Source organism: Bacillus sp. MRMR6 (genome assembly GCF_001940785.1).
Taxonomy (GTDB): Bacteria; Bacillota; Bacilli; order Bacillales; family Cytobacillaceae; genus Neobacillus.
The window spans coordinates 32,253-55,150 of record NZ_MSLS01000028.1; the positions used below are offsets into that span (position 1 = coordinate 32,253).

Annotated in this window: 26 protein-coding genes and 3 riboswitches; of the genes, 23 read left to right on the forward strand and 3 right to left on the reverse strand. The window is 37.9% G+C overall.

The features are described from left to right. Nucleotides 1-424: 424 nt before the first annotated feature. The 12 genes from BTR25_RS20365 (at nucleotide 425) to BTR25_RS20420 (ending at nucleotide 11,369) form a co-directional block, all read left to right on the forward strand. The gene (locus BTR25_RS20365; RefSeq protein ID WP_075689867.1) at nucleotides 425-1,954 is read left to right on the forward strand and encodes a class I adenylate-forming enzyme family protein; all 1,530 of its coding nucleotides are present in this window, start codon (nucleotides 425-427) and stop codon (nucleotides 1,952-1,954) included. Nucleotides 1,955-2,071: 117 nt separating this feature from the next. Continuing rightward, on the forward strand, nucleotides 2,072-3,244 hold the full coding sequence (locus tag BTR25_RS20370) for an iron-containing alcohol dehydrogenase (RefSeq protein WP_075689868.1): 1,173 nt from the start codon (nucleotides 2,072-2,074) through the stop codon (nucleotides 3,242-3,244). A 32-nt stretch (nucleotides 3,245-3,276) separates the two neighbouring features. Beyond that, complete coding sequence (locus tag BTR25_RS20375) at nucleotides 3,277-3,681, forward strand: acyl-CoA thioesterase (protein ID WP_075689869.1); 405 nt, start codon at nucleotides 3,277-3,279, stop codon at nucleotides 3,679-3,681. Between the two features lie 100 nt (nucleotides 3,682-3,781). Further along, nucleotides 3,782-3,891, forward strand: a riboswitch (TPP riboswitch). A gap of 85 nt (nucleotides 3,892-3,976) precedes the next feature. After that, nucleotides 3,977-4,783, forward strand: coding sequence for a hydroxyethylthiazole kinase (gene thiM, locus BTR25_RS20380; protein ID WP_075689870.1), 807 nt, complete (start codon nucleotides 3,977-3,979; stop codon nucleotides 4,781-4,783). A 17-nt stretch (nucleotides 4,784-4,800) separates the two neighbouring features. Then, entirely contained in the window at nucleotides 4,801-5,613 is an 813-nt protein-coding gene (gene thiD, locus BTR25_RS20385; protein ID WP_075689871.1) for a bifunctional hydroxymethylpyrimidine kinase/phosphomethylpyrimidine kinase, read from the forward strand. 5 nt (nucleotides 5,614-5,618) lie between these two features. Next, nucleotides 5,619-6,254, forward strand: coding sequence for a thiamine phosphate synthase (gene thiE, locus BTR25_RS20390; RefSeq protein ID WP_139311299.1), 636 nt, complete (start codon nucleotides 5,619-5,621; stop codon nucleotides 6,252-6,254). Nucleotides 6,255-6,293: 39 nt separating this feature from the next. Further along, the gene (gene thiW / locus BTR25_RS20395; protein ID WP_075689873.1) at nucleotides 6,294-6,806 is read left to right on the forward strand and encodes an energy coupling factor transporter S component ThiW; all 513 of its coding nucleotides are present in this window, start codon (nucleotides 6,294-6,296) and stop codon (nucleotides 6,804-6,806) included. Nucleotides 6,807-6,873: 67 nt separating this feature from the next. Further along, complete coding sequence (locus BTR25_RS20400) at nucleotides 6,874-8,169, forward strand: acetylornithine deacetylase (RefSeq protein WP_075689874.1); 1,296 nt, start codon at nucleotides 6,874-6,876, stop codon at nucleotides 8,167-8,169. Beyond that, complete coding sequence (tenA, locus tag BTR25_RS20405) at nucleotides 8,166-8,837, forward strand: thiaminase II (RefSeq protein WP_075689875.1); 672 nt, start codon at nucleotides 8,166-8,168, stop codon at nucleotides 8,835-8,837. Before BTR25_RS20400 ends, tenA begins: the two co-directional genes overlap by 4 nt. Before the next feature lie 7 nt (nucleotides 8,838-8,844). Next, nucleotides 8,845-9,579: an ABC transporter ATP-binding protein gene (locus tag BTR25_RS20410; RefSeq protein ID WP_075689876.1), complete on the forward strand. Its 735-nt coding sequence runs from the start codon at nucleotides 8,845-8,847 to the stop codon at nucleotides 9,577-9,579. Beyond that, a complete protein-coding gene (locus BTR25_RS20415) occupies nucleotides 9,572-10,342 on the forward strand; it encodes an ABC transporter permease (RefSeq protein ID WP_075689877.1) in 771 nt (256 codons plus the stop codon). Before BTR25_RS20410 ends, BTR25_RS20415 begins: the two co-directional genes overlap by 8 nt. 22 nt (nucleotides 10,343-10,364) lie before the next feature. Beyond that, a complete protein-coding gene (locus tag BTR25_RS20420; RefSeq protein ID WP_075689878.1) occupies nucleotides 10,365-11,369 on the forward strand; it encodes an ABC transporter substrate-binding protein in 1,005 nt (334 codons plus the stop codon). Between the two features lie 56 nt (nucleotides 11,370-11,425). On the opposite strand, the gene BTR25_RS20425 is transcribed toward BTR25_RS20420, so the two are convergent. The 3 genes from BTR25_RS20425 to BTR25_RS20435 all read right to left on the reverse strand — a co-directional run bounded on the left by BTR25_RS20425 (nucleotide 11,426) and on the right by BTR25_RS20435 (nucleotide 13,472). Then, nucleotides 11,426-11,881, reverse strand: coding sequence for a YndM family protein (locus tag BTR25_RS20425; protein ID WP_075689879.1), 456 nt, complete (start codon nucleotides 11,879-11,881; stop codon nucleotides 11,426-11,428). A 181-nt stretch (nucleotides 11,882-12,062) separates the two neighbouring features. Next, complete coding sequence (locus BTR25_RS20430; protein ID WP_075689880.1) at nucleotides 12,063-12,356, reverse strand: hypothetical protein; 294 nt, start codon at nucleotides 12,354-12,356, stop codon at nucleotides 12,063-12,065. A 201-nt stretch (nucleotides 12,357-12,557) separates the two neighbouring features. Further along, nucleotides 12,558-13,472, reverse strand: a complete 915-nt coding sequence (locus BTR25_RS20435; protein ID WP_254842760.1) for a TetR/AcrR family transcriptional regulator — start codon at nucleotides 13,470-13,472, stop codon at nucleotides 12,558-12,560. A 209-nt stretch (nucleotides 13,473-13,681) separates the two neighbouring features. Between BTR25_RS20435 and BTR25_RS20440 the strand changes: the two genes are divergently transcribed. The 11 genes from BTR25_RS20440 (at nucleotide 13,682) to BTR25_RS20490 (ending at nucleotide 22,882) form a co-directional block, all read left to right on the forward strand. After that, nucleotides 13,682-14,134, forward strand: a complete 453-nt coding sequence (locus tag BTR25_RS20440; RefSeq protein ID WP_139311300.1) for a branched-chain amino acid aminotransferase — start codon at nucleotides 13,682-13,684, stop codon at nucleotides 14,132-14,134. A gap of 146 nt (nucleotides 14,135-14,280) precedes the next feature. Beyond that, complete coding sequence (locus BTR25_RS20445) at nucleotides 14,281-14,616, forward strand: rhodanese-like domain-containing protein (protein WP_075689883.1); 336 nt, start codon at nucleotides 14,281-14,283, stop codon at nucleotides 14,614-14,616. Between the two features lie 78 nt (nucleotides 14,617-14,694). Continuing rightward, nucleotides 14,695-14,922, forward strand: coding sequence for a sulfurtransferase TusA family protein (locus BTR25_RS20450; protein ID WP_075689884.1), 228 nt, complete (start codon nucleotides 14,695-14,697; stop codon nucleotides 14,920-14,922). Between the two features lie 66 nt (nucleotides 14,923-14,988). Continuing rightward, the gene (locus BTR25_RS20455; protein WP_075689885.1) at nucleotides 14,989-15,468 is read left to right on the forward strand and encodes a DsrE/DsrF/DrsH-like family protein; all 480 of its coding nucleotides are present in this window, start codon (nucleotides 14,989-14,991) and stop codon (nucleotides 15,466-15,468) included. 65 nt (nucleotides 15,469-15,533) lie between these two features. Next, nucleotides 15,534-16,109 (forward strand): sulfurtransferase TusA family protein, encoded by a 576-nt coding sequence (locus tag BTR25_RS20460; protein ID WP_075689886.1) that lies wholly within the window; start codon nucleotides 15,534-15,536, stop codon nucleotides 16,107-16,109. A gap of 76 nt (nucleotides 16,110-16,185) precedes the next feature. Continuing rightward, a complete protein-coding gene (locus BTR25_RS20465; RefSeq protein ID WP_075689887.1) occupies nucleotides 16,186-17,313 on the forward strand; it encodes an MBL fold metallo-hydrolase in 1,128 nt (375 codons plus the stop codon). A gap of 46 nt (nucleotides 17,314-17,359) precedes the next feature. Beyond that, the gene (locus BTR25_RS20470) at nucleotides 17,360-18,136 is read left to right on the forward strand and encodes a sulfite exporter TauE/SafE family protein (RefSeq protein ID WP_075689888.1); all 777 of its coding nucleotides are present in this window, start codon (nucleotides 17,360-17,362) and stop codon (nucleotides 18,134-18,136) included. Between the two features lie 816 nt (nucleotides 18,137-18,952). Beyond that, entirely contained in the window at nucleotides 18,953-19,174 is a 222-nt protein-coding gene (locus tag BTR25_RS20475) for a hypothetical protein (RefSeq protein WP_139311297.1), read from the forward strand. A 519-nt stretch (nucleotides 19,175-19,693) separates the two neighbouring features. Next, nucleotides 19,694-19,802, forward strand: a riboswitch (guanidine-I (ykkC/yxkD leader). A gap of 66 nt (nucleotides 19,803-19,868) precedes the next feature. After that, the gene (locus BTR25_RS20480; protein ID WP_075689890.1) at nucleotides 19,869-21,230 is read left to right on the forward strand and encodes an APC family permease; all 1,362 of its coding nucleotides are present in this window, start codon (nucleotides 19,869-19,871) and stop codon (nucleotides 21,228-21,230) included. 101 nt (nucleotides 21,231-21,331) lie between these two features. Beyond that, a riboswitch (guanidine-I (ykkC/yxkD leader) is annotated at nucleotides 21,332-21,440 on the forward strand. Nucleotides 21,441-21,494: 54 nt separating this feature from the next. Next, a complete protein-coding gene (locus tag BTR25_RS20485; RefSeq protein WP_139311298.1) occupies nucleotides 21,495-22,235 on the forward strand; it encodes an urea amidolyase associated protein UAAP1 in 741 nt (246 codons plus the stop codon). Continuing rightward, nucleotides 22,235-22,882: an urea amidolyase associated protein UAAP2 gene (locus BTR25_RS20490; RefSeq protein ID WP_075689891.1), complete on the forward strand. Its 648-nt coding sequence runs from the start codon at nucleotides 22,235-22,237 to the stop codon at nucleotides 22,880-22,882. The genes BTR25_RS20485 and BTR25_RS20490 overlap by 1 nt, the downstream gene beginning before the upstream one ends. Nucleotides 22,883-22,898 lie beyond the last annotated feature (16 nt).

The window sequence follows — 22,898 nt, forward strand, 5'->3', positions numbered from 1 at the left end:
CCAAAGGCAAAGGCCTGGATATTACCACAGCTAACCCCATTTCCTATCTAGGAAAAATTTACTCATACACCAAAATGTAAACGCATACATTATGTCCGTATACCTATTTTAAGCAAGTTTAAAAATAGTTTTATAGGTTTAAGGAGGATGATGTAGTGAATATTAGTCAAATTCTACAGAAACTACAGACTGCCGGATTACGAACTTTTTAGGTGTACCAACGATGTACACGATGTTTGTCCACTCACCAAAAATCAAAGATTTAGATTTCCTTTTACTTTATCGATGATTTCTAGAGGAAGACTCGCCCCGCCCGAACCAGCGCTATGCTGGGACAAACGAAATCATGAAAACAATCATTGCTAAAAATTTATTAGGGTGACAGGCACCGATCGGAATTTGTTGAATATAAGGAGGCAATTGGATGAATCTATTTGAGGGGTTAGAGAGAAATGCTAGAAATAATGCTGATAAATCAGCGATTATTTTTAAGGATAGGGTGTATACCTATGCGGAGTACAATGCTGAAGTGAATCGAATTGCGAATGCCTTACTTGCTTATGGGGTAAAGAAGGGAGATAAGATTGGAATCTTAATGAAGAATTCTGATCAGTTTGCCTTTACTTATTTTGGGATTTTGAAGGCCGGAGGGGTAGCGGTTCCCATTAATTTTCGGTTAACGTCACATGAAATCAGCTACATTTTGAATGACTCCGACTGTTTAATTGTTTTTGCCGATGAAGATCTTACTGAAGTGTTAGCAAAAGCTGCAGAAGCAAATAATAACCTAAAGCTTCAGGTAATTGCTGGAGCGAGGAAACTAGAAAATCAAATGCTTTTATCGGAGTTCCGCAGTTCTTCCGAAGCAAATCCTTCTGTGGGTGTTTTAGAATCAGATGATGCAGAAATTCTTTACACTTCTGGGACAACAGGTTTTCCAAAGGGAGTGGTCCTTGATCATCATCGAGTTCTCCATGTTGGGATCGGTATGATGATTATGTTCAAGATGGGTCCTGAGGATCAATTGCTGCATATCGCACCATTATTTCATTGCGCGCAACTAAATTTATTTTTAATCCCTGGTACTTCTTTAGGCTGCACTCAAGTAATACACCAGGACTTTAATCCAGTTCAAACATTAAAAGACATTGATGAATATAAAATTAGTCTATTCTTTGGAGTTCCGACGATGTATAACTTCTTACTACAAGTTCCAAATAAGGAACAGTATGATGTTTCAAGTGTAACACGCTGTGGATACGGGGCAGCACCTATGCCGGTAGCATTAATTGAAGCATCGATGAGGATGTTCGGAACCGACCAATTTTTTAATATGTGTGGTCTAACTGAAGGTGGACCAGGGGGAGTGTACCTGTTACCGGATGAGCATAAGACAAAGCTCGGGGCTTCAGGTAAGGCGAATCATTTTACGGATGCAAGAGTTGTGGACGAAAACGGTGACGATGTAAAGCCGGGACAGGTTGGCGAATTTATCATCAAAGGCGAATCCATCATGAAGGAATATTATAATAAGCCTGAGGAAACAAAAAAGGCACTAAAGGATGGCTGGCTTTATACAGGAGACTTAGCAACGATTGATGAAGATGGGTATTTAACGCTTGTCGACAGAAAAAAGGACATGATTATTTCTGGAGGAGAAAATGTCTATTCCACTGAAGTCGAACAAGTACTGTATAAACACCCGGATATTTTAGAGGCCGCGGTTATTGGAATTCCTCATGAGGTGTGGGGTGAAACCGTAGCAGCTATAGTAGTGCCAAAGCAAGGTAAGTTTATTCATCAGGAAGAGTTGCAGCAGTTCTGCCGTCAACAGCTGGCCGGCTACAAAATTCCGAGAGTGATCTATGAGCTGGACCAATTACCAAGAAATGCTTCTGGAAAGGTTTTGAAGTATCAACTGCGTCAAAGCTATCAAGGTGAACCTGCAAGGTAAACTAATGAGGCATCATCCAAGAGGATGGTGCCTTTCTTTTAAGACTGAGGTTAGTTGTATTACAGTGCTAGTCTAACCAAATCGAGAATAAATTGTATAAAAAAGGGAGATGTGCGGATGTATCAATTTATTTCTCCAAAAAAGATTTATCATGGTAAAGGATCTTTAAGTAGGTTGGACAATATTTTAGCTGAACTAAATATCAAAACTGTCTTTTTACTTACGGATCCCATTTTAGAAGAGCTTGGTTTGATTCTACCAATACTTGAGATTTTAAAGGAAAAAGAGATCAGGGTGTACCTAAATAAGAATGTAGTACCAGAACCGCCAGTAGAAGTGGGAAACCGAGTGGTTGAAGAGGTTCGAAAGAGTAAACCAGAGTTAGTTATCGGTATTGGCGGTGGCAGTGCGCTTGATTTAGCAAAGGCCGCAGCTGTTTTAGCAGCTAATGAGGGGTATATTGAAGATTATCTAAACTTAAGCGGCGGTAAAAAGCTAACCGAAAAAGGTCTTCCTAAAGTATTAATTCCGACCACATCGGGTACTGGTGCGGAAGTAACTGACATTGCTGTCTTTTCATTAGAAGACACAAAGGACGTCATTACCCATGAGTTTTTACTGGCTGATTATGCAATTATCGATCCGGTACTAACTTACACGCTGCCAGCTCGTGTTACCGCGGCAAGCGGGATTGACGCTTTCACACATGCATTGGAATCATATACATCAGTAAATGCTACACCTGTGACAGAAACATTGGCATTAGAGGCGATGAGCAGGATTGTTGGAAGTATCAGACGAGCTGTCTGGAATGGGCAGGATCAAGAGGCTAGGGAACAAATGGCATTAGGAAGTTTATTAGCGGGTTTAAGCTTTTACAATGCAGGCGTGGCAGGAGTGCATGGATTAGCCTATCCTTTAGGAGGCTTATTTAAAATTCCGCACGGAGAGTCTAACGCCGTCCTGATGGCATATGTTTATGACTATATTTGGCCAGCGTGTAAGGATAAATTAGGTAAAGTAGCTGAGATTTTCCACTTGCCAACTGAAGGAAAAAGTGAACGGGAAATTGCCCAAGCTGTTGTTCAAGGTTTCCTAGATTTAGTGAGGGATGTCGGACTGCCGACAACACTTGCTGACTACCAAATCCAGCTTGAAGATATAAACCGCTTGGCCGAAAATGGAATGAAGCAAAAGAGATTGCTAGACAGAAGCCCGATGCCGTTCACCTTTGAGGCAATTCAAGGAATCTATCGAAATGCCTTCGAAGGAGTATTAGTAAATAAATAGTTTTAATCCGTGCAGGGATGGAGGATTTACTTATGTATGAAAAAATAATAGAACCGCGTGTTTCTGAAACAGACGGTGTTGGTCATATAAACAATACGACCGTCCCCATTTGGTTCGAAGCAGCCCGTAATGAAATTTTTAAATTATTTACACCTGACAGTTCATTCGATAATTGGAAGATGATAATTTTAAATATGAATGTAGATTATCTAAAACAAATTTACTTTGGAAGGGATGTAGTGGTGTATACCTGGGTCAAAAGAGTCGGGAATACCAGTTTACAGTTGTATGAAGAAATCCATCAAGATGGAAAGATTTGTGCAAAAAGCACAGTGACGTATGTGAATTTTAATCTACATACACAAAAGTCCGAACCCATCCCAGATGACATCAAAAGCATTCTTGAATTACACCTTTATCACGGAAATAAGCTTTAAGTTATTATAAAATTATTATGTAAACAAACAAAATTCAGGAAATAAATTACTTTACTTATTTGTTTAATAGGTTTAGTATTTAGTTAATTTCATATTGTTTGAGATCTACTAGGGGTGCCCATATACCGGGCTGAGAGAAAATTGGCAAATTTTTAACCCTTTGGACCTGATCTGGGTAATACCAGCGTAGGAAAGTAGTCGAGTGATTTCTTATTTATTTTAATATTCACTTACATACTAGCCAGGTCCTTTTATGGGACCTGGCTTTTTTGTATCTAGAAAGGGAGGAAAACAAATGGAAAAGTCAGCTATTTACTCACTCTTACAAAAAGTAAGAGACGAAAACCCTTTAATACATAATATTACGAATGTTGTTGTTACGAATTTTACTGCAAATGGGCTCCTTTCACTTGGTGCTTCACCTGTCATGGCATATGCCGCGGAGGAGGCTGCAGATATGGCAAGGATCTCGAGTGCACTTGTATTGAATATCGGTACGTTAAATCCAGCAACGATCGATTCAATGATAATGGCGGGGAAAACAGCCAATGAACACAACATCCCGGTGATCTTTGACCCTGTAGGAGCAGGAGCAACACCATATCGTACCGAAACTGCCCAAAAAATCATGAGGGAATTAAAGGTCTCCATTATTAGAGGCAACTCTTCTGAGATTGCAAATGTAACTGGTGGAAGCTGGGAAATGAAAGGGGTAGATGCGGGTAAAGCAAACGGTAATGTGGTTGAATTAGCTGTCAATTCAGCCCAAATGTTAAACACCGTTGTTGTTATTACAGGAAAAGATGATGTTGTCAGTGACGGAACTAACACATACTTGCTTTCTAACGGACATCCAATTTTAACTAAGGTGACAGGCACCGGGTGTTTATTAACTTCCGTTATTGGAGCGTTTGCAGGTGTAGAGAAGGATTTATTATTAGCCTCAGTTGCAGCCGTTTCCTATTACGGTATTGCTGCTGAAAAGGCCGCAGAAAAAACAGCAGAACAGGGCCCAGGCAGTTTTCAAATAGAGTTCCTTAACCAGTTGGCAAGGGTGACAAGTGAAGATGTGTTCCAGTACGGTTCTTATAAAAAATTGTAAGTGAGGGGGAAACAAGAATGAAAAAAGCATTGACGATTGCAGGCTCTGACAGTGGCGGGGGAGCAGGAATACAGGCCGATTTAAAAACATTTCAAGAACTTGATGTCTTTGGTATGACGGCAATAACGGCAGTTACCGCACAAAATACCCTGGGAGTGCAGGCAGTGTATCCAATGTCTGCGGAAGCGGTGGTAAAACAAATCGAGGCAATCGGAGACGATCTCGGTGCAGATGCAGTGAAAACTGGAATGCTTTTTAGTGCAGAAATTATCAAAGCTGTGTCAGAAAAATTAAAACAATATCAGTGGGAAAATATTGTCGTAGATCCTGTCATGATTGCGAAAGGTGGAGCTTCGTTACTACAACAGGAGGCAATAACGGCTTTAAAAGAATATTTACTGCCTCTAGCGACGGTTATTACCCCTAATATTCCGGAGGCAGAGGTTCTAACAGGGATGAAGATTAAAACAATTGAGGAGAAAAAGGAGGCTGCAAAGCGGCTGTGGAATTTGGGTGTTAACAATATCGTGATAAAAGGCGGGCATGATGAAGCGGCATCTGAATCAAGAGATATCTTGTTTGATGGTAAGGATTATTACAGCTTTACAAGTAAGCGGATATTAACAAGCAACACACATGGAACCGGTTGTACCTTTTCTGCTGTCATCACGGCCGAACTTGCAAAAGGAGCTGACGTATACAAAGCAGTTATGATAGCGAAGGATTTTATCCAGGCTGCGATAGAAGATGATTTGCGAATGGGTGGAGGACACGGACCAACCAATCATTGGGCATATCGTAAAAGAATCAAAAAGGAGGTTATCAAGTGACATCGCTGAATCAAGAAAAGTTACGAACGGCCTTGAAGGTTTACTTCATTATGGGCAGTCCAAATTGCCTGATTTCACCGGAAGATGTATTAAAGGAAGCAATTGCAGGGGGGATTACACTGTTTCAATTTCGCGAAAAGGGAGAGGGGGCACTTGAAGGTACTGAAAAATATCTACTAGCAAAGAAACTCCAGCAGATTTGCAGAAAACATGATATCCCTTTTATCATCAATGACGACATTGAACTTGCTATTTTACTAAATGCGGATGGAGTTCATATCGGGCAAGAGGATGAACCGATTGAGAAAGTCAGAGAGAAGATCGGCAAAAAAATCTTAGGTGTTTCCGTACATACACCTGATGAAGCAGAAGCGGCCATCCAAGGAGGAGCGGATTACTTTGGAATAGGGCCTGTTTTCACAACAAAAACAAAAAAGGATGCTAGGGCAACACAGGGTACAACATTAATTGAAGCTTTAAGAGGGAAAGGATTCAAAATTCCGATAGTGGGAATTGGCGGGATATCTGTTGAAAATGCCTCAACTGTATTCAGGTCTGGTGCAGATGGTGTCGCAGTGATTACTGCCATCACTCATGCAGCATCACCACTGGAAGCTGTAAGGACGTTAAGAAATATATAAACGGTTTGTTCAAATTCAAAACTAATGGAGGTAACAAAAATGAAAAAAACACAAAAGCTCACATTAACGGCCATGCTCATTGCCATAGGGACCTTGACTAGCAATCTACTTTTTATACCGATCGGGGTTACAAAGCTCTTTCCCGTTCAGCACTTTTTAAATGTTTTATCAGCAGTTTTATTAGGACCTTATTACGCTGTAGCCCAGGCCTTTGGGGTATCGCTGTTTAGAAATATTATGGGCACAGGTTCACTTTTTGCTTTTCCAGGAAGCATGGTGGGTGCCTTACTAGCTTCATTCTTATTCCTAAAAACAAAAAAATTGTCTTTAGCCTTTACCGGTGAAGTAATCGGTACTGGGATTTTTGGGGCCATGCTCTCCTATCCAATTGCCACTCTATTTCTTGGAAGGGAAGCTACATTATTTGGATTTATTCCGTTATTTATTTTCAGCTCTTTTGCTGGTGCGCTCATTGGGTTCATTATTTTGGCAGTATTCTTCAAAAATCGAGTTTTTTCATTAAATGCAAATGGAATCGATAACTATAAGTAGGTACTTATTTAATAGTAAACCTTCTCTAAGGACACGAGGATTTTGTAAGGGCTAAAGGAGCGATCATATGCTATCGAAAACAATTGAAGAAATAATAACCAACGAAGTTGAACATAGAGAAAAGGAATTAATTAAATTATTAAGTAAACTGATTGCATTCCCTACCGTAAGTCCACCTGCCCGTAATACGAATGATGTTCAAGAATTTATTCAACATTACTTAAAGGATTTAGGATTTGCAACAGATAAATGGGATGTATATCCTAATGACCCGAATGTTGTAGGTATTCTACAAGGGGAATCTCCTAACCAATATAATAGTCTGATTATTAATGGCCACATCGATGTAGCCGAGGTTGGTGATGGTGAAAGATGGAATTCATCTCCATTTACTTTAAGGGTTCAAAATCCCTATGTTTATGGTCGTGGCGTTGCTGATATGAAAGGTGGTATTGCTGCATCATTATTAGCTATAAAGCTGCTAAAGGAACTAGGTATTACGCTTCAAGGTGATCTTCAATTTCAATCTGTGATTGGCGAGGAAGTTGGTGAGGCTGGAACCCTTGCTTGTATAGAAAGAGGATATACAGCCGATTATGCAGTTGTTGTTGATACAAGTGATTTACATATTCAAGGCCAAGGTGGTGTGATTACTGGCTGGATTACGATTGAGAGCAGAGAAACCTTTCACGATGGGCTACGCAGGAAGATGGTTCATGCGGGAGGCGGTGTTAACGGAGCTAGTGCGATTGAGAAAATGATGAAGGTCATATCTGGACTGCAGGAACTTGAACGCCACTGGGCTGTGACGAAAAGCTATGAAGGGTTTCCACCAGGGACAAATACCATTAATCCTGCCGTAATTGAAGGAGGGAGGCATGCTGCATTCGTTGCTGACAGATGTTCTCTTTGGGTAACGGTTCACTTCTACCCTAATGAAGACTATCAAGAGGTAGTGAAGGAAATTGAACAGCATATAAGTGCAGTTGCTGCAGCAGATCCATGGCTTCGAGATAATCCACCTCAATTTGTTTGGGGTGGAAAATCAATGATTATTGACCGCGGTGAGATTTTTCCATCATTAAAGATTGATCCTGAACATCCAGGAATGCGTCAGTTAATAAGCTCATATGAAAAAATGTTGAATCAAAGCCCATTCATCGGAATGTCAGAAACTGTCACAGATGCCGGATGGCTTGGTAGAGCGGGCATTCCAACGGTTATTTTCGGACCAGGAAAGCTAGAGGATGCACATGCAGTAAACGAAAGGGTTGAGCTTCAACAATTACTGGACTTTACCAAAACATTAGCGGTCTTTATAGCTACATGGTGCAATACGAAGAAGGAGGAGGTAAACCTATGAAATTTACTGATTCGCTCTATAACAAAGTAAGTGGAATTTGGGAGAAAACACATATGCATCCATTTGTAGTGGGAATAGGTAAGGGGGATCTTCCAGCAGACTCGTTTATCCATTACATGAAACAGGATTATGTATTTTTAATTGATTATTCAAGACTTTTTGCACTAGGTTCAGTAAAGGCAAGAGATATAGAAACCATGGCTGCGTTTGCAAAACTCCTACATGAGACACTTCATGGGGAAATGGAATTACATCGTGGGTATGCGTCAAGATTTGGCATAACGAACCACCAGCTTGAAGAGACAAAACCAGCTCCCATGAATTTAGCTTACACGCGCTACATGCTAAACGTAGCACAAAACGGTTCATTAGCAGAATTAATTTCTGCACTCCTGCCTTGTATGTGGAGCTACTGGGAGATTGGAACAATGTTAGTTAGGGAGTATCCAGAATCTAAAGAGCATCCATTATATGGTGAGTGGGTTACTATGTATTCGTCTGATGAATTCGGTGAATTGGCAACTTGGTTAATTGATTTATTAGATGAACTTGCAGATGGGAAGTCAGAAAAGGAGTTGTCACATTTAGAAGAACATTTTCTGACTACTTCAAAGTTTGAATATATGTTTTGGGATATGGTTTATCAGGGAGGAGATTGGCCTGTTTGAGCCCTCTATGCTTTCAATCAAAGAAATAACCTATGCGTTTGGAAACACGGAACCAATTATTAAGCATGGAACCATGGAGGTTAAGCAAGGGGAATTTGTTTCAGTCATTGGTCCGAGTGGGTCAGGGAAGAGTACACTTTTCAGATTAATAACTGGCTTACTTGAACCAAATCAAGGGAAAATAGTAATTGGTAATCAGACCTCAGCAAATAGACTCGGAATGGTCGGCTATATGCCGCAAAAAGATTTACTATTACCGTGGAGAACGGTATTAGAAAACATCGTGATCCCTATTGAGGTTACAAAGAAAAACAAACTAGTAAAATTACCTGAAATTCGTGAATGGTTAGTTAGGTTTGGATTGGCTAAGTACGAAAATTCCTACCCTCATGAATTGTCAGGAGGCATGAGGCAGCGCGTTGCTTTTTTAAGGACGCTCATGACAGGAAAAGATTTATTACTGCTAGATGAGCCATTTGGGGCGCTTGATTCCTTAACGAAACGTAACATGCATAATTGGTTGCTAGGGTTATGGGGGGAACTGCAAAAAACGGTATTATTCATTACCCATGATCTTGAGGAAGCAATTCTGTTAAGTGACCGCATTTACCTTCTGCATGTGGATGGAAGTTCACTTCAAGAAATAAAGGTAACCCTGCCGAGACCAAGGACATCAGAACTGATCTATCAGCCAGATTTTATTAAGATAAGAAAAGAACTGGAGCAGCTTATTCATGGGTAAAGGAATCGTTAAAAAGTTGACAGGGGAGTACGGCTTGTTTTTTCTCGTTACCCTTCTGCTCTTTAGTTTATGGGAATGGGTCATTATTCAAGGATGGATTGCATCTTTTATTTTGCCTTCCCCATCAGCAATATGGATTTCATTCATGGAAAATCACCAGCTTTTACTGCAAGTGCACCTGCCAGCTACCCTTATAGAGGTATTAATTGGCTTTGGAATTTCACTATTTGGGGGATTATTGATAGGAGTAGGAATGCACTTTTCTCGTTCCTTAGAAAAGGTTTTGTATCCATTCCTGGTAATCTCACAAACTATACCATTAATTGCCATATCTCCGATCTTTATTATGTGGTTTGGGTACACGATATGGAGTAAAGTCGCTGTAACCATTTTAATTACCTTTTTTCCTATTGTTGTGAGTACATATGATGGCCTAAAAGCTGGGGGAAATGAATACCGGGAATTACTGTTGACAATGGGGGCATCCCGCTGGACTATATTTAAAATGGTTCAGGTCCCGATGGCATTACCGTCACTGTTTTCTGGGCTTAAAATGGCAGTTGTCTATTCAGTTGTCGGAGCCACAATTGGTGAATGGCTGGGTGCAAGCGAAGGTTTAGGCTATTTTAGCCGAAGAATGTCAGGGAATTTACAGGCTGATGCTGTATTTGCAGCAATTTTTCTATTGTCACTGCTTGGAATCATCCTGTTTATTTGTATAAGTTTAATAGAAAAACAATTACTAAAAAATAATACCCGATAATGTGGAGAGGAAGTACTATACAATGAAAAAGAATTTATTGCTGATGATCAGCGCGTTACTATTAATGTTAAGTGCATGCGGTCAATCGGAAAAAGCTGTATCCAATGGGAAGCAGGATTCTGAGGAAAAATTACAGAAAGTAACTTTAATGCTTGATTGGTATCCCAATGCTGTACACTCCTTCCTCTATGTAGCCGAAGAAAAGGGCTATTTTAAAGAACAAGGCTTAGATGTAGAGATACAAATGCCTGCAGATACAAATGACCCCTTAAGGCTTGTTGCCGCTGACAAGATTGATATGGCAATTAGTTATCAGCCGCAAGTGCTAGTTGCTCGCGGCGAGGATATACCAGTTGTATCGTTTGCAGCGCTTGTTCGCCATCCTCTCAACCAACTAATGGTCCCAACTAATGGAGACATTCAATCCCCAAAAGATTTGGAGGGTAAATCAATCGGATACCCATCCATACCATTGAATGAAGCTATCATACAAACAATGATAGAGTCTGATGGAGGAAAATATGATAAGGTAAAGATGGTTGATGTCGGCTGGGACCTCATTCCTGCAATTGCTACGAAAAATACGGACGCTCTCATCGGTGCTTATATAAATCATGAGAAATTACTTCTTGAAAAAGAGGGGCATCCAGTTCGGACGATCAATCCTGTTGATTATGGTGTACCAGACTATTATGAATTAGTGCTGGTTGCAAGTGAAAATGCGCTAAAGGAAAATGCCGATGTCTTTAAAAAATTTATTGCGGCAATAACCAAGGGGCAGAATGATGTTGTAGAACATCCGAAAGAAGCTCTTTCTATATTATTGAATCACGAAAATCAATCTTCACCGCTTGACGAGGATATTGAAAGTAAGAGTTTAGAAATGCTACTCCCGCTAATGCATTCAAATAATCAACCATTTGGGTATCAAGATCCTTCAACCTGGGAGAATGTTGCACAGTGGTTATATGAAACTAAGGTAATAAAGAAGAAAGCCACAGCTGAAGAAGCATTTATTAATTTATAAATGAGCAAAGATGTTTATTTAGAGGCACCATTCATATTTGAATGGTGCCTAAGTTTTTATTTGTTTTCATCATCGTTAGTCCTTACATCAGGCCTAACAGGTGTTAATTCTTCCGATGCCTCTGTTTGATACTGTATGATACCAGTTTGGCGTGAGCGCTCATTGGAATTGGTCAGAATATTGTTAGCTAAATAGCGATGGAATAAGTATTCAAACACGGCAACACCTAGAGCTGCAAATAATGACATAAGGAGTTGGCCGTCGCCTATAGTAAGGTTTACACTCATGATCCAAATAATGAAAAATGCTAATCCAAAATCAGCAAGAGTAGCAAACAGGTTATTAGTTCTTGGTAATGTAAACATGTCACCAATTAGGTAGGCAGCGATACCTAAAACCAAGGTAATAAGAAAAATGTTACTAAAAGCCATGTCAAAGAATAATCCAAGAATGATCGTTAAAAGAGCAAGGGTGGAAATGAACTTTATAAGTAGAGCTTTTATATGATTCATACAGGCACCTCCTTTTTATGCTTATTGTGTGATTTTTTTTTGATAATATGCACCTTTAAAATTCGATTTTTTTCCACTTCACTTTTTAGAGGTGCAAAAATGACAGGCCCCTTAAAGGTACCTGTCATTTCTATTATTCATATGAATTTGCCTGATTAACAGGGTCTGTTCATAAATCTTATTATTTCCTTTTTTTAATTCTTTTTCTAAAGAACACCATATTACAACCATCCCAGACCCTTGTAATAATAAAACTGCCGCTAGCGGTGTCTATAGATTTTAATTTTTCATTTTTCTCCGTGTGAATTACTGAAGTTTTAGAATCCTCTTCACTAGATTCATCTTCTTGAACAGGGCTCTGTAGCTTATGTTCATCTGTATGAGGGGAATGTAATCTTCCAAACATAAAATCTCCAAAAAGTGATTTTTTTGCTTTGTCAACACTTTCTAAATCCATTTTAGGATAATCCTCCATACTCTTAGCACCTCCTATACTTTGAATGAAGGGATTATAACTGATACAAAAGTCTCTCCATGTATTAAATTACGTTAGGCAGCAAAGTTTTGTATAGGCAGATGCTGAGATTTCGATGTCATGTCGTGATAATCTCCCAAAATCAAAGGGGAATCGTGAATTGGAAAAGCCCCATCCGGATTAGATGGGGCTATTTGAATTTTATTGGTTTTCGTCATCGCTATTATAAAAGTCTTTCACGATGTGGTCTAATAGTTGTAATTCCTTTTGCCCAAGACCTGCAGAATTTTGATTTAAGGAAAAAAGTGCACTTTCAATTAAATATTTTCTTGGGACTCTGGTATGGATGATTTCTTCTTGGATAAAGTCTAAGAGTTCAGTATACTTTTCATAATTCTTTTCATCATTTATATTTTTTTGAAACAGATTCTTTAAGGAAGCAATATTTTTATTGAGTTGTTCAATGATTTCACGATTATCTTTTTTACACCCAGGCAGCCACTTCTCCAACAACTCCGGTCCATGTAACTGGTCTCCATCCTTTGTAACATCGTCTACCATTTTTACTAAACGCTTAACGCTATATCGAACAACATGACTGATCTGTTCTCCTGACTCAAGAGCCATACGGTTGTATTGGAGGTTATGTTGTAATAACCCTGTAAACATAATCGCACAATCTAATAAATATGTTTTCTTAGCCTCTCCAAACAAATCAATGAACCTTCCATATAACCAGCGGAGAGAATTTAACCTGCTTCTCTGGATGTATTGCTTAAGGTCAACATCATTAGAAGCCATTACCTCTTCATAAAGGGTAATTAGTTTGTGTTTTCTATTTGTTATCATTTGCATTTCCATTTGCTTGATGAAAATTTCAATATCAGAGGGATTTTGACCGATCAGTATTTCATTACGTTCTTTTTGCAGTTTTTTATAAATCGATTTATAAATGGCAATTAACAGTTCACTTTTCGATGAAAAATAATTATAAAAGGTTCCTTTTGAGATCCCGCTATAATCTAAAATGTCTTGGATAGAAGTTGCTTGATAACCTTTATCTATAAATAACTGGTGAGCCATTTTAATAACATGCTGTTTTCGATCATTCATCATTATCACCCTATTTTTAAGTATACCGCCTGTATAAAAATATACTAACGTAAAGATTCCCGTTTTACAAACGTATAATTCCATTATGTTGTATTTGTTGCATCAAATGAACCATTAGTATAGATGTGAGATTTAAAGGCGTAATAAGTTGCTTTTTTTGTATTAAACCAGCAAAATTGGAAGTAAAGGACTATAGGAGGTTATACGATTTGGTGAACAATTTTTTTGAGGGTGCCTATATTGAGCGGTGTAGTAAAGAAACAGAAAATATGATAGCACAGGAGTCATCTGCTTTTTTAAACCAACCACTTAGTTATCTTAGAGATCATAAAAGTGAATTTATCTATCTAGAATCAACCGTTTTTGAACAAAATGGTGTTGATGCTGTCTCTTTAGAAACCGATGATGTTTTTGGTACATATGATGTTATGTTAGGTTTAAAGCTTCAAAAAAAATACGAGCCAGCAATAAGGGATTATCTGAACAGTCATTTAAACGGTGAGGAAGCAAAATTTGATTTAATGTTTAGTGGGGACGATGGGCTATGGAATTTAAATTTCGCCTTAAACTATGTTGAAGGTTATAGTGAAGCCCTTTCTTTGAATGAGTCTTTTAATTTGATTAACCACTTTTTAACTAACCTAGTTTCTATAGTTAAAAAATAAATCACGGTAAGATTGGACAGGTATCGTAGCGATACCTGTTTATTTTTTTTATGAAACAATAAGACATTGAGAATAAACCACTTTACAATATACCCTAATGGGTATAATATATAGCTTGTGAGTATAAGAGATGGAGGCATCATGAGATGGTTTTTTATATTTTAATAGCAGCTATTATTACATTTTATTCATATCAAAGATATGCGCCAGTGCTTGGTGTATACAAAGTTAATGATTATTCGGTGTTTGAGAAAGAATTTATTTTGGATTTAAGAGATTATCAAACAACTGCCAAAGAACCGATTAATAATAGTATCAATATACCATACGCTTATTTAAAGCGATTCTATAAAGAGATTCCTACTAACAAGTTAATGATTATTGCAACCGATTCAGTTGAAAAGAATCTAGCTATTCGCTTCTTAATAAAAAAGAAATTCAAAGTTACAGGTTATTTAATTAAAGTTAATTTAAAGAATTGACTTCTGTTTTTTTACCTGTTAACATACCCCTATGGGTAATACTGATAACCAAATCACTGAACAAAGGAGATCATAAAAATGACTGTAGATAAAATATTAGACGCAAAAGGTTTAGCTTGTCCAATGCCAATTGTAAAAACAAAAAAAGCGATGAATGACTTAGAATCAGGCCAAGTATTAGAAATTTATACGACGGATAAAGGTACAAAGAATGATCTTACAGCATGGGCTAAATCTGGAGGCCATGATTTGTTAAAACATGAAGAGGAAAATGATGTGTTAAAGTTTTGGATAAAAAAGGGTTAAATTTTTTTAACTCATAATATACCCATACTAGTATTGGTAAAACGAAGAAAATAGGGGGAAAATTACATGTCAGAGAAAAAAAAGACAACAATCGTATTATTTAGTGGAGATTATGATAAAGCAATGGCAGCCTACATTATTGCCAATGGAGCAGCTGCTTATGATCATGAAGTAACGATTTTTCACACATTCTGGGGTTTAAATGCTTTACGTAAAGATGAAGATATCATGGTTAAAAAAGGTTTTTTAGAAAAAATGTTTGCAAAAATGATGCCAAGAGGCGCTGATAAGATGGGTATTTCAAATATGAATTTTGCGGGTATTGGGCCTAAATTAATTAAAAATGTGATCAAGAAGCACAATGCTATGACACTTCCTCAATTAATTGAAATGGCACAAGAGCAAGAAATTAAATTAGTCGCTTGTACGATGACAATGGATTTATTTGGACTTCAGCAAGCAGAGTTATTAGATCATATCGAATATGCAGGAGTTGCAGCCTATTTAGCTGATGCTGAAGATGGTCATGTTAACTTGTTTATTTAATAGATTAAGAGAAAATCTTTTAGCACAAACTATACCCCTTTGGGTAAATTCAGGAGGCCAAACGAATGACTTCATTAAAAACTGACTTCGTATTAGATGCAAAAGGTTTAGCATGCCCGATGCCGATTGTTAAAACAAAGAAAGCGATGAATGGATTAGAAGCTGGTCAAGTATTAGAGGTTCTTGCAACAGATAAAGGGTCAAAAGCTGATCTTAAAGCTTGGGCACAAAGCTCAGGGCACCAATATCTAGGTACAATCGAAGAAGACAATGTTTTAAAACATTACTTGAGAAAATCTTCTAATGAAGAAAAAGCTGAAAGAAAACATCCTAATGTTATAACGAATGATGAATTAGAAAACAAATTAATATCTAATGAAAATATTGTTGTTGTTGATGTAAGGGAATCGGCAGAATATGTTTTTAACCATATTCCAAATACAATCTCGATTCCTTTAGGTGAATTGGAAAATCGCTTAACCGATTTAAACAAAGAAGCTGAAATTTATGTAGTATGCCGTACAGGAAATCGCAGTGACTTTGCTGCACAAAAATTAACTGAAAATGGTTTTTCAAAAGTGGTTAATGTTATGCCAGGCATGGGTGAATGGACCGGAAAAACAAACAGCCTAAACAACTAATTATCTAGGGGCTTAACTGCCTCTCAATTAAATCTAATTTTTTTACACTTAAATATACCATAGGGGGTAATCGGATATGACAGTAACAGCTATGACATCAAAACAAGTAACAAAGAAGGTATTTAATAAAGAACCATTTTTCATTCTAGATGTACGAAATGAAAGTGACTTTCAGGATTGGAAAATTGAAGGCGAAAACTTTGAGTATTTAAATATTCCTTATTTTGAATTGCTAGATGGTGTAGAAGAAATACTGCCAAAGATTCCAGCCGATAAAGAGATTTTGGTTGTATGTGCGAAAGAAGGGTCTTCTGTCATGATAGCGGAAATGCTTTCAGAAGAAGGTTTATCAGTTTCTTACCTTGAAGGTGGAATGAAAGCATGGAGTGAACACTTAGAACCAGTTAAAGTTGGAGACTTCAAAGATGGCGGCGAAATTTATCAATTTGTACGTATTGGAAAAGGCTGTCTATCCTATATGGTTGTCTCAAAAGGCGAAGCGGCTATTATTGATGCAACTAGAATGACTGATACGTATCTTGATTTTGCAGCAAGTATTAACGCTACTATCAAACATGTTTTTGATACACATCTACATGCAGACCATATTTCTGGCGGACGTGTGATCGCTGAAAAAACCAATGCAACATACTGGTTACCACCAAAGGATGCTGCTGAGGTTACATTTGAATATTCTCGTTTAGAGGGAGGAAATGATGTAACAATCGGTGACACTACAATTAATATACATGCATTGTATTCTCCAGGACACACAATTGGTTCAACATCTTTTGTGGTGGATGAAAAGTTCTTACTATCTGGAGACATTCTATTTATTGATTCCATTGGCAGACCTGATTTAGCAGGTATGGCGGAAGATTGGGTTGCAGACTTAAGAGAAAGTCTTTATAAACGATACAGAGAGTTATCAGAAGAATTAGTGGTCCTTCCAGCACACTTTATGATTATTGAAGAACTAAACGAAGATGGAAGTGTATCAGAAAAACTAGGAACTTTATTTGCAAAAAATCACGGTTTAAATATTGATGATGAAAATGAGTTTAGAAAGCTAGTAACAGAAAATTTACCACCACAGCCAAATGCATATCAAGAAATTCGTGAAACAAATATGGGGAAAATGAATCCTGATTTAGAAAAGCAACGTGAGATGGAGATCGGGCCAAACCGCTGTGCTGTTAGATAATCATATAGGGACCTTTTTAGGTTCCTTTTTTTAGGGGGAATTAGTAATGGATTTTTCATTTATACTTACAATCTTTTTAATTGGATTCATCGGATCCTATATTTCTGGAATGTTGGGGATTGGCGGATCCATCATTAAATACCCCATGCTTCTTTATATTCCACCGTTATTTGGTTTAGCTGCCTTCAGTGCACATGAGGTTTCTGGTATCAGTGCTGTTCAGGTATTTTTTGCTACGATTGGTGGCGTTTGGGCTTACCGAAAAGGCGGTTATTTGAATAAAGCATTAATTCTTTATATGGGTGCTAGTATTTTAATCGGTAGCTTTGTTGGTGGATATGGATCGAAATTGATGTCAGAGGGTGGAATTAATTTAGTTTACGGGATTTTAGCATTGATTGCTGCAATTATGATGTTTATTCCTAAGAAAAATGTGGATGACATTCCTTTTGATCAAGTCAAGTTTAACAAATGGCTTGCCGCAGCATTAGCTTTAATTGTAGGTATCGGTGCCGGAATAGTTGGTGCAGCTGGGGCATTCTTGCTTGTGCCAATCATGCTAGTGGTGTTGAAAATACCGACAAGGATGACAATAGCTTCCTCATTGGCAATTACTTTTATCTCATCAATTGGGTCAACAGTGGGGAAAATAACAACAGGCCAAGTGGATTATTTTCCAGCAGCCATAATGGTTGTGGCGAGTTTAATCGCATCTCCACTAGGAGCAATTGCAGGTAAAAAGATAAACACAAAAATCCTTCAGATAATTTTAGCGATCATTATTTTTGCTACTACCATTAAGATTTGGATGGATATTTTATAATTGATATGAAAAATACAACCAATAATGGAGGAATGAAAATGGTTCAGGTTACACATGCAGCTATTGCAAAGATAATTGAAGAAGTTCAAGATATCATGAACGAGGGAAAAAAGCCAATGATCAGACTAGCAATGGGAATTGGCTGAGGCGGTCCACAGCTTCGACTGACTCTGGAGGAGTCAGCTTTAGGTACTGATGAAATCACAGAAATAGAAGACATTCAATTTTTAGTAAATGAACGAGACAAGGTTTATTTTGACAGCAGCAAGATTGACTATACTAAAACATTATTCGGTGGCGGAGAATTTACTGTTATTCGTGTATAACTTCCGTTTGAAATTGCATATTATATTATGGCAACCATTGTATACTTTAAAAAAATCACGACTATAAACGAACAGAAGTTTCCCGCATCAAAGAAATATATCGTTACACACAGTATGTATGATCGTAATCGCTTTGCTATTCGGAAGTTATTTCTTAATATATTAATGAAAAGAGCCCTTAAGATTTTAAGGGCCTGCAAATCAAAACAACTGATTGCAACTTCGTAAAACACATTGCATTCTGGTGTGATAAAAATAATCATATTCTAGTAAACACAGAGTGATAAAGATTTATAATCGCTTTCATATCTCTATTTTTCTGAGAGTATTTCGGATATTATTGGCTTTAATTATGTATAGCGAAGACTAGAAAGAAAATAGGAAACATCAATAAGGGACAATCCAAAGCATTTTGCCCTGCATCTTTGGAAAAAATACAGATAAGTTAAGTAAAACTTTTCAAAATCAGCAAAAAAAAGTGGGTGTTGTTTTGATAAAAACAGTAATTGTAGGATTAATAGCTTTTATCATTGTTAGCAGTATATTTTTATTGGTGGGGAATGTATTTGATATTAAATTATTGAAATTTAGTTTTTACGATGAAACCCCGACTGGATTTGAAGCAGGAGGTTCGGTTATTCCTTTTATTATCGGGTTACTTTGCAGTTATTTTATCGGTAATACCTTTCATAATAGACAACGTAATTATTAAGCTATGTAGAGATATTGGGCAAATCATTTGTCCAAAAATATATGTCGCAGCAAAAAATATAAAGGATTGTGGAACAAGTCATCTACATTTTTAACAGTGCAGATTCGTCTTGACTTGTGTTATTCAACAAACGGTGCAACAATCACTACCAAGAAAATCAAGCATTATCCAGACTCCTGGAGAAGCTCGGGATGATGGTATTAGACGGCTACGTCACACTGCCGAATGATATAGAAGAACTAAAGAAATATGTGTTAGAGTTGTAATTTATTTATTTGACATCTTTTTTTTAAGGTGGCTAATTCAAAAAGCTGTTTCCAATTGGGAACGGCTTTTTTGTTTGGATGCAAGCAGAAGGAGGCGATGCAGTTTTTTAGATTACAAGAGATAAATGACTTTTTGTAAAATTCCTAATTTTCTATGTCAGATGACCTTACATGATTATAGAAATCTATTTCTACCTGTTTTATACTTCACAATATAAACAAAGTAAAGATATTACGAATCAATCAATTTAATAAAATTGCTCTCTAGGGTTCCGTTTAAAAAATCCTTTTAAAGACTGGTCCGAGAGAGAGCGTACAGTTAGTTTTAGCTGTATACACGGAGGGAAAAAAGCCCGGGAGAATTTTTTAACAAAAAATTCCCATGCTTTTTTCCTTTTTCTATTTAACTTGAAAAGGATGCGATGATAATGGAAAAAACAGGACTTGTTCAATCACTAAAAGTGCCCCAAATTGTATTCATGGGTCTCGCTTGGATGACACCAATGATTTATTTTACTGTATACGGTGTTGCATTTGAGTCTGCAGATGGTCAAATGTCAGCTGCCTATATTGCCGCTTTTCTTGCTATCTTCTTTACAGCTTATAGTTACAGCAAAATGGTAAAAGCATACCCCGTCTCGGGCTCTGCCTATACCTATACGAAAAACTCAATTAACCGAAAAGCGGGTTTTTTGGTTGGTTGGGCACTTCTCATTGATTATGTTTTCTCTCCTATCATTGCAATTTTGACCTTCGGGATCTTTATGAATACGGAGTTTCCTTCCATCCCTATATTTGTTTGGATTATCATCATGAATGTTGTCCTTGCTGTCGTAAATATTCTCGGGATAAAATCGGCTGCACGCATTAGCGGGATCTCGGTTCTATTTCAAATCGGATTTATCCTACTATTTTGTATACTGGTGGCGAAAGATATCCTAACAGGGGGGACGGAGGCCAATAGTATCTTTTCTTTGGCCCCATTTTTAGGTGAAGCGTCATCCATGAGCGTGATCTTCTCAGGTGCTGCCCTCATTTGCTTCTGTTTTCTTGGTTTCGATGCCGTGACGACCATGGCGGAAGAAACAGTTGATGCTGGGAAGACGATTCCAAAAGCGATTTTCCTAATTATTTTAATCGCAGCGGTTCTGTATATCTCGATTTCTTATCTAACACAAGTCGCCTATCCGAGCTTTTCTTTTACCAATCCCAATAATGCTGCCTACAGTCTTGTTCAAATGATTGGCGGAAATTTATTAAGCTCCTTGTTCATTATGGTGTTAATGGTTGCGACTTTTACACAGGGCCTCTCATCCATGACGAGTGTAACCCGTTTTCTTTACGCGTTGGGGCGTGAATCTATTTTACCGAAAAAATTATTTACCTCCATCCATCCGAAGTACAAAACACCTGTGGCAAATATTATCTTTGTCGCTGTCATCTCATTGTCAGCTATTTTTATTAATCTTGATTCGGCTGTATTATTTGTCAGTTTCGGTGCTTTAACTGCTTTTATCTTTGTCAACTTATCTGTTATTGCCCATTTCTATATCAAACAGAAAAAACGGTCGGCAAAAGAAACGTTTTTATATCTGATCTTTCCTCTTGTGGGTGCCTGTTTTATCGGCTGGCTTTTGACATTGCTTGATCCGAATACACTCAAAATCGGCATTGCCTGGATCGTGATCGGCTTCGTTTATTTGTTTATCAAAACGAAGTGGTCCAACGCAAAAGCACAAAAATTTACGATCAGAACAGGAAAACAAATTCATCCRGAAAAAAGCATGTGAGCATATCTTACACGAATGTAGTTTTTCATTAAAGCATCCATATATACTAAGTACATCAAATCACAACAATTATATAAAGGTTTCCACAAACCGTTGGAAACAAAAAAGCTTTCTAGGGTTCCGTTTAAAGATTGTTCTTTAAAGACTGGTCCGAGAGGAAGCGTACAGCCTTGACGGTTGTATACACGGAAGGACAAAAGCCTGGGAGATGAAAATCTCTTAAGCTTTTGTCCTTTTTTATTTTTAAAAAGGGGGCTAATGATCATGATTAAAACTATTTCTTCTATTCTAACAAAAACAATTCCTGCAGGAGGCAAATGGTCAACTCGAATCAGACGGGGGAAAGAGATTACCTTTACATCACTAGAAGAAGGGGCAAATGTATCACTGCTTCTTTACAATGCCGACGATACCGCGGAAAGGTACAATATGCCTGATACATTAAAAGCCCAATATACCGCTTATTTAACAAAGGGAAATGTCCTTATGAGCGACAACGGCCGAGTTCTAGCCAGCATCACAGAAGATTCCCTTGGCTGGCATGATACGATCTCAGGCTACAGTACTCGTCAGCAGATCGATCAAAAATATGGAACAACGACGTACCAAGAAATGAGAAATGACTGGTATCGTAGCGGTGAAGAAAATCTCATGGTTGAACTTTTTCGAAATGGATTAAGCAAGAGTGATTTATCACCAGTAGTCAATCTATTTTCCAAAGTGTACTGCGATGAAGATGGCACCCTTCATTTTGCCAAGACTCACGCGAAAAAAGGGGATAAGGTTTCTCTTCGAACAGAAATGGATGTACTTCTTGTCCTATCGAATACCCCAAATCCACTCGATCCAAATGGCACTTATACCTCTGCGCCAATTGAAATAACCATTGCCGATGCTGAACCGCTGAAAGTAGATGATCCCTGTTTAAATCATCGTGGTGAAAACCGGAGAGCCTTTGAAAATACATGGGAGTACGTAACACTTACTAAAGGAGGTAATCAATAATGGCGGTTTTAAACTATGTAGAAAGCGAACGAAAAGTAGAAAATGCGATGTATACAAAAACATTATTAGCTGGACACGGCTGGCTTTATACATTAGAACCAGGACAGGTGCTTCGGATTGTTGATTTAGAAGGCAATCAAGCAGCAGACACCCTCTTTTATGATGCTGATGATTCTTCTGACCATTATAGCGCTGTGAACACGATTCAGCGTCAACAAAACCTATATTTATCAACTGGATCTGTACTTGTATCGGAAGCTGGCAAAGAATTAGTGAAGATTGTTGCCGATACATGCGGACGTCATGATACCATCGGAGGTTCCTGCTCCGCGCAAAGCAACACGGTCCGCTATTCACATGATACCTTGCCGATGCATAACTGCCGTGACACATTTATGCTTCAATTAGCTAAATTTGGAAAAGACTTCACCAAAAGAGATCTAGCCCCAAATGTGAATTTTTTCATGAATGTTCCGGTTACACAAGATGGTGGATTGAAATTTGATGACGGAGTTTCTTCACCAGGAAAATATGTGGAAATGCAAGCGGTTAGCCGTACAACGGTATTAATCAGCAACTGCCCGCAGTTAAACAATCCTTGTAATGCCTATAATCCAACACCGATTCAGTTACTAATCTGGGAATAACAGTTTAAGAGAGGAG

Excerpts from the sequence above, each read along its gene's own strand:
- BTR25_RS20365 (WP_075689867.1), top strand. The coding sequence starts at position 425 with ATGAATCTATTTGAGGGGTTAGAGAGAAATGCTAGAAATAATGCTGAT.
- BTR25_RS20370 (WP_075689868.1), top strand. The coding sequence starts at position 2,072 with ATGTATCAATTTATTTCTCCAAAAAAGATTTATCATGGTAAAGGATCT.
- BTR25_RS20375 (WP_075689869.1), top strand. The coding sequence starts at position 3,277 with ATGTATGAAAAAATAATAGAACCGCGTGTTTCTGAAACAGACGGTGTT.
- thiM (WP_075689870.1), top strand. The coding sequence starts at position 3,977 with ATGGAAAAGTCAGCTATTTACTCACTCTTACAAAAAGTAAGAGACGAA.
- thiD (WP_075689871.1), top strand. The coding sequence starts at position 4,801 with ATGAAAAAAGCATTGACGATTGCAGGCTCTGACAGTGGCGGGGGAGCA.
- thiW (WP_075689873.1), top strand. The coding sequence starts at position 6,294 with ATGAAAAAAACACAAAAGCTCACATTAACGGCCATGCTCATTGCCATA.
- BTR25_RS20400 (WP_075689874.1), top strand. The coding sequence starts at position 6,874 with ATGCTATCGAAAACAATTGAAGAAATAATAACCAACGAAGTTGAACAT.
- tenA (WP_075689875.1), top strand. The coding sequence starts at position 8,166 with ATGAAATTTACTGATTCGCTCTATAACAAAGTAAGTGGAATTTGGGAG.
- BTR25_RS20410 (WP_075689876.1), top strand. The coding sequence starts at position 8,845 with ATGCTTTCAATCAAAGAAATAACCTATGCGTTTGGAAACACGGAACCA.
- BTR25_RS20415 (WP_075689877.1), top strand. The coding sequence starts at position 9,572 with ATGGGTAAAGGAATCGTTAAAAAGTTGACAGGGGAGTACGGCTTGTTT.
- BTR25_RS20420 (WP_075689878.1), top strand. The coding sequence starts at position 10,365 with ATGAAAAAGAATTTATTGCTGATGATCAGCGCGTTACTATTAATGTTA.
- BTR25_RS20425 (WP_075689879.1), bottom strand. The coding sequence starts at position 11,881 with ATGAATCATATAAAAGCTCTACTTATAAAGTTCATTTCCACCCTTGCT.
- BTR25_RS20430 (WP_075689880.1), bottom strand. The coding sequence starts at position 12,356 with ATGGAGGATTATCCTAAAATGGATTTAGAAAGTGTTGACAAAGCAAAA.
- BTR25_RS20435 (WP_254842760.1), bottom strand. The coding sequence starts at position 13,472 with ATGATGAATGATCGAAAACAGCATGTTATTAAAATGGCTCACCAGTTA.
- BTR25_RS20445 (WP_075689883.1), top strand. The coding sequence starts at position 14,281 with ATGGTTTTTTATATTTTAATAGCAGCTATTATTACATTTTATTCATAT.
- BTR25_RS20450 (WP_075689884.1), top strand. The coding sequence starts at position 14,695 with ATGACTGTAGATAAAATATTAGACGCAAAAGGTTTAGCTTGTCCAATG.
- BTR25_RS20455 (WP_075689885.1), top strand. The coding sequence starts at position 14,989 with ATGTCAGAGAAAAAAAAGACAACAATCGTATTATTTAGTGGAGATTAT.
- BTR25_RS20460 (WP_075689886.1), top strand. The coding sequence starts at position 15,534 with ATGACTTCATTAAAAACTGACTTCGTATTAGATGCAAAAGGTTTAGCA.
- BTR25_RS20465 (WP_075689887.1), top strand. The coding sequence starts at position 16,186 with ATGACAGTAACAGCTATGACATCAAAACAAGTAACAAAGAAGGTATTT.
- BTR25_RS20470 (WP_075689888.1), top strand. The coding sequence starts at position 17,360 with ATGGATTTTTCATTTATACTTACAATCTTTTTAATTGGATTCATCGGA.
- BTR25_RS20485 (WP_139311298.1), top strand. The coding sequence starts at position 21,495 with ATGATTAAAACTATTTCTTCTATTCTAACAAAAACAATTCCTGCAGGA.
- BTR25_RS20490 (WP_075689891.1), top strand. The coding sequence starts at position 22,235 with ATGGCGGTTTTAAACTATGTAGAAAGCGAACGAAAAGTAGAAAATGCG.